General features: G+C 68.3%; 9 protein-coding genes. 7 read left to right on the top strand and 2 right to left on the bottom strand.

Going from position 1 to position 8,904, the window contains the following annotated elements:
- Window positions 1–133: 133 nt before the first annotated feature.
- A complete protein-coding gene (locus IE108_RS16870; RefSeq protein WP_064728325.1) occupies window positions 134–442 on the bottom strand; it encodes a hypothetical protein in 309 nt (102 codons plus the stop codon).
- 21 nt (window positions 443–463) lie between these two features.
- On the bottom strand, window positions 464–2,143 hold the full coding sequence (locus IE108_RS16865; protein WP_064728324.1) for a sodium:solute symporter family protein: 1,680 nt from the start codon (window positions 2,141–2,143) through the stop codon (window positions 464–466).
- A gap of 189 nt (window positions 2,144–2,332) precedes the next feature.
- Here IE108_RS16865 and galT point away from each other — a divergent pair, with 189 nt between their 5' ends.
- The 7 genes from galT to IE108_RS16830 all read left to right on the top strand — a co-directional run bounded on the left by galT (window position 2,333) and on the right by IE108_RS16830 (window position 8,897).
- Window positions 2,333–3,394, top strand: coding sequence for a galactose-1-phosphate uridylyltransferase (galT, locus tag IE108_RS16860; RefSeq protein ID WP_064728323.1), 1,062 nt, complete (start codon window positions 2,333–2,335; stop codon window positions 3,392–3,394).
- Entirely contained in the window at window positions 3,391–4,353 is a 963-nt protein-coding gene (galE, locus tag IE108_RS16855) for a UDP-glucose 4-epimerase GalE (RefSeq protein WP_064728322.1), read from the top strand. Before galT ends, galE begins: the two co-directional genes overlap by 4 nt.
- Before the next feature lie 28 nt (window positions 4,354–4,381).
- A complete protein-coding gene (galK, locus tag IE108_RS16850) occupies window positions 4,382–5,545 on the top strand; it encodes a galactokinase (RefSeq protein ID WP_064728321.1) in 1,164 nt (387 codons plus the stop codon).
- Window positions 5,546–5,626: 81 nt separating this feature from the next.
- Entirely contained in the window at window positions 5,627–6,274 is a 648-nt protein-coding gene (locus IE108_RS16845) for a hypothetical protein (RefSeq protein WP_079163537.1), read from the top strand.
- Entirely contained in the window at window positions 6,262–7,308 is a 1,047-nt protein-coding gene (locus IE108_RS16840; RefSeq protein ID WP_064728320.1) for a hypothetical protein, read from the top strand. Before IE108_RS16845 ends, IE108_RS16840 begins: the two co-directional genes overlap by 13 nt.
- Before the next feature lie 21 nt (window positions 7,309–7,329).
- Complete coding sequence (locus IE108_RS16835) at window positions 7,330–7,632, top strand: hypothetical protein (protein ID WP_064728319.1); 303 nt, start codon at window positions 7,330–7,332, stop codon at window positions 7,630–7,632.
- Window positions 7,629–8,897, top strand: coding sequence for a putative T7SS-secreted protein (locus IE108_RS16830; protein WP_064728318.1), 1,269 nt, complete (start codon window positions 7,629–7,631; stop codon window positions 8,895–8,897). Before IE108_RS16835 ends, IE108_RS16830 begins: the two co-directional genes overlap by 4 nt.
- Window positions 8,898–8,904 lie beyond the last annotated feature (7 nt).

Raw genomic sequence — 8,904 nt, 5'->3', positions numbered from 1 at the left:
CCCCCCCCGGCCCCGCACCCACCCCGGGCGCCATACGAACGCCGGGTCGCGTCACCACGCTCGAATGCCCGGCGCCGGGGCCCTGACCACCCCGGCGCCGGGGCCCTGACCACCCCGGCGCCGGTCAGCGGCGTCACTTCTCGGGGCCGTCCTCCATCGGCGGGGGCGGCGGAGCCGTGGGGCGGAGCTTCAGCCAGGCCAGGAAGAAGATGCCGAGGATCAGCATCCCCACGCCGGTCCAGAGGTTGATGTTCACCCCCTGCGCCTTGTCGATCTCGGCGTCGGACGCCGCGAAGCCCGCGATCATCACGATGACGCCGTAGACCGCGAACAGCCCGCCGATGATCCGCCGGATGTCGAACAGCCGCGCGGCCGTCGCCGACTTGGTCTCCAGCTCGGAGACCTCGTCGTGCACGTTCTTGTCGGAGTGGGAATCAGACATGCTCTCTCAATCCTCCCGCGATCAGAACGAGAACGGGATGTAGCAGGCGGCCGCCAGGACGACCGCACCCCAGCCCAGCAGCGCCGGCTTGCGGTACCACGCGTCGTCGCCCTTGGCGGGTGCCTCGGACATCCCGGGCGACGTCGTGCCGTAGACCAGGCCCTGCAGCTCGCTGACCGGCTTCGGGGCCGTGAAGAGGGACACGGCGACCATGACCACCGCGCCGGCCACGAAGCCCGCGATCGCGGAGACGAAGTTGGCGCCCTGGTCGGAGGGGATGTCGATGATCCCCTGCTTGTAGATGACGAAGTAGTTCACCATCGCGGCGGTCGTGCCCGCGATCAGCCCCCAGAAGCCGGACTTCATCGACGCGCGCTTCCAGAACATGCCGATGATGAAGACCACGAACATCGGCACGTTGAAGAAGGAGAACAGCGTCTGGAGGTAGCTCATGATGTTGGAGAAGGACGACGCCAGGAACGCCGTGCCGATCGATGCCAGCACACCGATCACGGTGATCAGGCGGCCGAAGCGCACGTAGTACTCGTCCGGGCGGTCCTTCTTCACGTACTTCTGCCAGATGTCGGTCGTGAAGACCGTGTTGAACGAGGAGATGTTCGCCGCCATGCCCGCCATGAAGGCGGCGAGGAGGCCGGTCACCGCGATGCCGAGGACGCCGTTGGGCAGCAACTGCTGCATCAGGTACGGGATCGCGTCGTTGTACTGGAGGTCGGAGCCCGGGGTGCCGATCTTCGGGACCAGGACGGCGGCGACCAGGCCCGGGATCATCACCACGAAGACGATGAAGATCTTCGGGAAGGCGGCGATCAGGGGCGTGCGCTGGGCCGCCGAGAGGTTCTTGGCGGACAGGGCGCGCTGCACCTCGGCGAAGTTCGTCGTCCAGTAGCCGAAGGAGAGGACGAAGCCGAGGCCGAGGACGATGGTCAGCCAGTTGGCGCCCAGCGGGTTGTCGCTGCCGATCCCCGTCCCGCCCCACGCCGTCATGAAGTCGGAGCCCCGTGACTGCGAGAGGGAGTCGGACAGACCGTCCCAGCCGCCGACCTTCTTCAGGCCCAGGATGGTGATCGGGATGAGGCCGGCCAGGATCACGAAGAACTGGAGGACCTCGTTGTAGATGGCCGAGGAGAGGCCGCCCAGGGTGATGTACGCCAGGACGAAGAAGCCGGCCACCACGATGGCCACCCACTCCGGCCAGCCCAGGAGCGCCTCGACAACGATCGCGAGGGCGTAGAGGTTCACGCCCGCGATCAGGATGGCCGCCACGGCGAACAGGGCCGAACTGAGCAGGTGGGAGGCCTTGTCGAAGCGGAGGAGGAGGAACTCGGGGACCGACCTGACCTTCGAGCCGTAGTAGAACGGCATCATCACCAGGCCGAGGAAGACCATCGCCGGGATGGCACCGATCCAGTACCAGTGGGTCGTGTAGACGCCGTACTGGGCGCTGTTGGCCGCCATGCCGAGGATCTCGGTGGCGCCGAGGTTGGCCGCGACGAAGGCGAGGCCGGTGACCCAGGCGGGCAGTGAGCGGCCGGACAGGAAGAAGTCCAGGCTGGTCTTGACCGAACGGCGGGCGGCGAAGCCGATGCCCAGCACGACGACGAAGTAGATCCCGAGGATCGTGTAGTCGAGCCAGTTGGTGGGGAGCCGAAGTTCTGCTGCTAGGTATGTGGGGGTTTGCATTAAGCACTCGCTTCGTTCGCGAACTGATCCGGAGCGGAACCTACGCCTCCGCGTTCAGTAATTGAACACTTCTGGTGATGTTCTTTGTTTGATTGTGATGAGCGGCGTGGGGTGGTGGGTTGTGATGTGTTATGTTTGATTGTGTTGGGTGACCGATGGGCTCATGGCGGGTGCAGAGGAGTGCGGCAAGTGAAGAAGACCTCGACCCGGCTGGCCGACGGCCGTGAGCTGGTCTACTACGACCTGCGGGACGACACCGTGCGTGACGCGGTCGACCGCCGCCCGCTGGAGCGGACCGTCACCACTTCCGAGATCCGCCGCGATCTCCTGCTCGGCGACTCGATCGCCGTCGCCTCGCACCGCCAGGGCCGCACCTACCACCCGCCGGCCGACCAGTGCCCGCTGTGCCCCTCGCGCGGCGAGCGGCTGAGCGAGATCCCGGACTCGTCGTACGACGTCGTGGTCTTCGAGAACCGATTCCCCTCGCTGGCCGGCGACTCCGGCCGCTGCGAGGTCGTCTGCTTCACCTCCGACCACGACGCGTCCTTCGCCGACCTGAGCGAGGAGCAGGCCCGGCTCGTGCTCGACGCCTGGACCGACCGCACCTCCGAGCTGTCCCATCTGCCCTCCGTTGAACAGGTGTTCTGCTTCGAGAACCGGGGCGCCGAGATCGGTGTGACGCTGGGTCACCCGCACGGGCAGATCTACGCCTACCCCTTCACCACCCCCCGCACCGCCCTGATGCTCCGTTCCCTCGCCGCGCACAAGGACGCGACGGGCGGGGAGAACCTGTTCGACGCCGTCCTCGCGGACGAACTGTCCGGTGAGCGGGTCGTCCTGGAGAGTGAGCAGTGGGTGGCCTTCGTGCCGTACGCGGCGCACTGGCCGTACGAGGTGCACCTCTACCCCAAGCGGCGCGTCCCCGACCTGCTCGGGCTCGACGAGGCGGCGCGCACGGAGTTCCCCCGGGTCTATCTGGAACTGCTGAGGCGCTTCGACCGGATCTTCGGCGAGGGTGAGCCTCCGACGCCGTACATCGCGGCCTGGCACCAGGCCCCGTTCGGGCAGCTGGAGGAGTTCGAGGGCGTGACGCGCGACGACTTCGCGCTGCACCTGGAGCTTTTCACCATCCGCCGTACGTCGGGCAAGCTGAAGTTCCTCGCGGGCTCCGAGTCCGGCATGAACGTGTTCATCAACGACGTGCCCCCGGAGCGCGCGGCCGAGCGACTGCGAGAGGTAGCGAGTTCATGAGCGGGAAGTACCTGGTGACGGGCGGTGCCGGATATGTCGGCAGCGTCGTCGCCCAGCATCTGGTGGAGGCCGGGCACGAGGTCGTCGTCCTCGACAACCTCTCGACCGGCTTCCGCGAGGGGGTGCCCGCGGGCGCCGCGTTCGTCGAGGGGGACATCCGCGACGCCGCCAAGTGGCTGGATTCCTCCTTCGACGGTGTGCTGCACTTCGCCGCCTTCTCGCAGGTGGGTGAATCGGTCGTGAAGCCCGAGAAGTACTGGGACAACAACGTCGGCGGGACCATGGCCCTGCTGGAGGCCATGCGGGGCGCGGGCGTGCGCCGGCTCGTCTTCTCCTCCACGGCCGCCACGTACGGCGAACCGGACCAGGTCCCGATCGTCGAGTCCGCGCCGACGAGGCCCACCAACCCGTACGGCGCCTCCAAGCTCGCCGTCGACCACATGATCAGCGGCGAGGCGGCCGCCCACGGACTGGGCGCGGTGTCGCTGCGCTACTTCAACGTCGCGGGCGCCTACGGCGAGTACGGCGAGCGCCACGACCCCGAGTCGCACCTGATCCCGCTGGTCCTCCAGGTGGCGCAGGGCCGCCGGGACGCCATCTCCGTCTTCGGCGACGACTACCCGACGCCGGACGGCACCTGCGTACGCGACTACATCCACGTCGCCGACCTGGCCGAGGCCCATCTGCTGGCCCTGGCCGCGGCCGCCCCCGCCGAACACCTCATCTGCAACCTGGGCAACGGCAACGGCTTCTCCGTCCGCGAGGTCGTCGAGACGGTCCGCCGGGTGACGGGCCATCCGATCCCCGAGGTGGTGGCCCCCCGCAGGGGCGGCGACCCGGCCGTCCTGGTGGCATCGGCGCAAACGGCGCGCGAGAAACTGGGCTGGAACCCGTCGCGCGCGGACCTCGCGGGGATCGTCGCGGACGCGTGGGAGTTCGCGCAGCGCCGCGCGGGCTAGGACTTACGGAAGGGTGAGGGGCCAGGGCATGGGCGAGGCTGTCGCACGGACCGTCGGCGAGCGGTTCCGGGAGCTGTACGGTGCGGAACCGCAAGGGGTGTGGGCCGCGCCGGGCCGGGTCAACCTGATCGGCGAGCACACGGACTACAACGACGGCTTCGTCATGCCGTTCGCCCTGCCGCACACCGCGGTCGCCGCCGTCTCCCGCCGCGACGACGGGATCCTGCGCCTGCACTCGGCCGACATCGGTGGCGACCCGGTCGAGCTGCGCGTCGCCGACCTGGCGCCGGGCGCGGACAAGTCGTGGACGGCGTACCCCTCGGGCGTCGTCTGGGCGCTGCGCGAGGCGGGCCACGAGCTGACCGGCGCGGACGTGCACCTCGCCTCCACGGTCCCGTCCGGCGCGGGCCTCTCCTCCTCGGCGGCCCTGGAGGTCGTCGTCGCCCTGGCCCTGAACGACCTCTACTCGCTCGGCCTGCGCGGCCGGCAGCTCGCCCGCCTCTGCCAGCGCGCGGAGAACGTCTACGTCGGCGCGCCGGTCGGCATCATGGACCAGACGGCGTCGGCGTGCTGCGAGGCGGGCCACGCCCTGTTCCTCGACACCCGCGACCTCTCCCAGCGGCAGATCCCCTTCGACCTCGCGGCCGAGGGCATGCGCCTGCTCGTGGTCGACACGCAGGTCAAGCACTCCCACAGCGAGGGCGAGTACGGCAAGCGCCGCGCGGGCTGCGAGAAGGGCGCCGCGCTGCTCGGCGTCGACGCCCTGCGCGACGTGCCCTACGCCGGACTGGACGAGGCGCTGGAACGGCTGGGCGACGAGGAGGAGGTGCGCCGCCTGGTCCGGCACGTCGTCACGGAGGACGAGCGCGTGGAGCGCGTGGTCTCCCTCCTGGAGTCCGGCGAGACCCGCGCCATCGGCCCCGTCCTCGTCGAGGGCCACGCCTCGCTCCGCGACGACTTCCGCATCTCCTGCCCCGAGCTGGACCTGGTCGTCGACACCGCCCTCGCCTCCGGCGCCCTGGGCGCCCGCATGACCGGCGGCGGCTTCGGCGGCTCGGCGATCGTCCTCGCCGAGGCCACCGACGTGGACGCCGTCACGAAGGCGGTCGAAGGGGCCTTCGCGGCAGCCGGGTTCACACCCCCGCGGGTCTTCGAGGCGGTGCCCTCGGCGGGGGCGCGGCGGGTTCTCTGACGGGAACCCGCCTGGTCGGCCGTCACTCCCGGTAGAAGCGTGGGTCACTCGTGTGAACCCTCGCCCCACCGGGAGCCATCCGTGATTCGCCGCCCAGCCCTCCTCACCGCCGCCGCACTGACCGCGGCCCTGACGCTGTCTGCGTGCGGGGGCGGTGTAGATGACTCCGGCGACAACGACAAGATCGCGGGCGCGGACACGGGGAAGTCATCGGCGCCGGCCTCTCCGAGTGCGGAAGGCTCCGCCGGCCGCCCGAAGATCGAACTGCCGACTGATCTGACGTACACCTTCGACTGGCCCGAGTCGGGCGACAAGGACGAGAAGGCGGTCCTCGGCGACAGTCAGCAGTTCATCAAGGCCGTCGACATGGCCATTGCCGATCAGGACCCGCTCAGCAAGGCGTACCGCTTCTACTCCGAGGGTGAAGCAGCGGCGGAGAGCCACAAGTTCATCCAGGAATTCGTGGACTACAAGGACCGCATCACCGGGGTCAAGCGCTACTTCAACGCCAACGTCAAGATCAACGGTGACGGAACGGCGGCTCTCATCTACTGCGAGGACCAGAACAAGGCGTTCAACAAGAGCCTCAAGACCGGCAAGACCGACGTGACCCCGGAGTCGAAGGACAACTATGTCCTCTACAGCAGCAGGCTGCGGGCCAACAAGCAGGGCGTCTGGGTCACGGAGACGCTGACGTCGCAGCGCGGGAGTGCCGCATGCCAGTCATGAGGTACCGAAGCTCGGCGGCTGTCGCCTTCGGCGCGGTCGTCGCGCTCACGTTGTGCTCGCCCCAGGCGTTCGCGGGCTACGGGCACGACGACAGCACCAACGGGTCGGCGGCCGACACGAGTGCCTCGGGTGAGCGTGAAGGTGACACGCTCAAGTCGGGCGTCGGCGGGGTGATCGTCTTCGATCGCTCCAAGAACGGGACCGGTAAGTCGGCCGGCACCGTCACCTCCCGTGCCTCCTGGACACCCCCCGCCTGCTACTACGCACCGAAGTACACGCCCGAGGAGATCGAGGCGCAGATGCGGCAGGTGTGGGAGAGCAGTGCGCCCAGCCACGAGTGGGCCCTGAAGACCCAGAACTACTACGTCAACGGCAAGCCCTACAAGGACTTCAACAAGGACAAGGCGGGCGACGGGTACTGGTGGGACTCCTACGTCACGGAGGGACGCGAAGGTGACCCGGCGTCGCAGGAGTGCGACGAGATGTCCTTCTGGGTCGACAAGGGCGACGCGCCACCCCCCGACCGCCCCCAGGCCATCACCGCCGAGACGCTCGCCCAACTCGCCTACGCCGAGATCCGCGTGCCCTCGACCGAGGTCGACCTCGCGCCGAAGGGCACCACGAAGGTGAACCTGCCGACCTGGGCCTGGCTGGACACGGCCGAGTTCAAGCCGGTCTCCGTCACCGCGTCCGTCCCCCTGCTCGGCCTCAGCGCGACGACCACGGCCGAACCGGTCTCCCTGAAGATCACGCCGGGTACGGAGGACGCCGTCACGTACCCGGCGTCAGGGCAGTGCGAGATCGTGGACGGCCGGATCGGCGTGCCCTACGCCAAGGGCAGGGCCGACGAGACACCTCCGTGTGGCGTGAAGTACCTGCGCTCCTCCGGCGACGGCTCGTACCAACTCCAGGCCACCGTCTCCTGGAAGATCAGCTGGACGAGCACGACCGGCGCCGGCGGCGACCTGCCCGACGGCGAGTTCGGGGCGGGCCAGGACGTGGTCGTCCAGGAGATCCAGGCCGTCAACCGCTAGACCACGAGAACGGGGGGAACGATGAGCGACATACACATCGACTTCGGTGTACTGAACCGTGTGCGGAGCGACATCGAGCACATCGGCGAGATCATGGAGCGACCCGGCAATGAGATGGACAAGGTCGACGGCGCGTCCATGGGTGTGAGCACGCTCGCCTCGCGCATGAACGACTTCGGTGACGAGTGGTCCTACGGCATCGAGCAGATCAGGAAGTACTCAGGTGCTGCGGTCAAGACGCTCGACAAGATGAAGAAGGCGTTCGAGGACATCGACGACACGCTGGCCGAGGAACTGCGCAAAGCACGGGAGCAGCGGGCGTGAGTGATCCGTTCTCCTGGTTGTCACCCACGCAGACGTCTCCCTTGAAGGACCGGTTCCCGGCCCTTGAGTTCGTCCCTTGCCCCGGGGACCCGCAGACCGCGAAGCACGTCGCGAACATCGTCCAGCGCACCGCGAGAGCGCTGGACGAGATAGCCGACGCCCTGCAGGGCAGGGACGACGCCGACTGGAAGGGGCGTCACGCCGACGCGTTCCGGGAGCAGTTCGACGACGATTTCCGGCCCAAGGTCGACAAGGCGAAACGATCCTTCGGTAAGGCCGCGGGCGCGCTGACGACCTGGGCCGACGAAATGCCGGTCTGGCAGCGCAAGGCCGAGGTCCTGGAGGAGAAGGCACAGGACACGAAGGACGCGTTGCGTGCGGCGAAGGACGAACTCTCGGATCTGCCCCCCGAGCCCCTGCTCGATCTGCCGCCGAAGGATGATGCCGACGCCCGCAAGCAGGAGGAGACCGAGAAGGACCGCGCCGCGGCTCGGCTGGCGGCCAGCACGGCGGAATCAGACCTCGACCGGATCCGCGCCCAGGCACGCAAGCTGGCCATCGACTACGACCTGGAAGGCCGTTCTGTCGCGCGCCGGCTCGACAAGGCGATGAACATCGCCCCCAACGAGCCGGGCCTGCTGGACAAGATCGGTGACACTCTCGTAGACATCGGCAAGGCTCTCGGTGAACTCGATGACATCGTCACCGAGGCTGTCAGCGCGGCCGTGTCCGACGCGGTCAAGTGGCTGGGGGAACACGCTTACACCATCGCTGCGCTCGGCGACGTACTGGCTACTGTGAGCGCTGCACTGGGGGCGATCTCGCTCGTCATGCTCGGGCTCAGTGTGTTCTTTCCGCCTCTTGCCCTGGCTTCCGTGACGGTGGGTGCAGTGGCGGGTGGCTTTTCCGGTGGTGCCCTTGCGCTTCACGGGACGGCGCGGGCGGTAGGCGGTGACGCTGTGGTCTCCAACCGAACACTCGCACAGGACGCACTCGGTGCTCTGCCGTTCGGGCTCGCTTTCAAGGGCGTGACTGCTGTGGTGGCTGGAAGCCGCGCGGCTGAGGCATCCGCCAACTTCGGGCTGGTGGACACCGTCGCCGCCTTCATCGCTGATCCGACAGCCCTGGGCTACTTTGCGCCTCAGAACAACCGTCAGAAGGCCGAACTCGCCATGCCCGGAGGAGGCGGATTCCTGCTCGTGGGATTCGAGAACGCATGGAAGGCCGGGAGGGAGAAGGATCGTGCCGCGCAACAGGAGAAGTGAAGGCCCT

The sequence above is a fragment of the Streptomyces parvulus genome, from assembly GCF_014648855.1.
Lineage (GTDB): Bacteria > Actinomycetota > Actinomycetes > Streptomycetales > Streptomycetaceae > Streptomyces > Streptomyces parvulus.
This window is presented reverse-complemented; position numbering and strand designations above follow the sequence as displayed.

Excerpts from the sequence above, each read along its gene's own strand:
- IE108_RS16870 (WP_064728325.1), bottom strand. The coding sequence starts at position 442 with ATGTCTGATTCCCACTCCGACAAGAACGTGCACGACGAGGTCTCCGAG.
- IE108_RS16865 (WP_064728324.1), bottom strand. The coding sequence starts at position 2,143 with ATGCAAACCCCCACATACCTAGCAGCAGAACTTCGGCTCCCCACCAAC.
- galE (WP_064728322.1), top strand. The coding sequence starts at position 3,391 with ATGAGCGGGAAGTACCTGGTGACGGGCGGTGCCGGATATGTCGGCAGC.
- IE108_RS16835 (WP_064728319.1), top strand. The coding sequence starts at position 7,330 with ATGAGCGACATACACATCGACTTCGGTGTACTGAACCGTGTGCGGAGC.
- galK (WP_064728321.1), top strand. The coding sequence starts at position 4,382 with ATGGGCGAGGCTGTCGCACGGACCGTCGGCGAGCGGTTCCGGGAGCTG.
- IE108_RS16840 (WP_064728320.1), top strand. The coding sequence starts at position 6,262 with ATGCCAGTCATGAGGTACCGAAGCTCGGCGGCTGTCGCCTTCGGCGCG.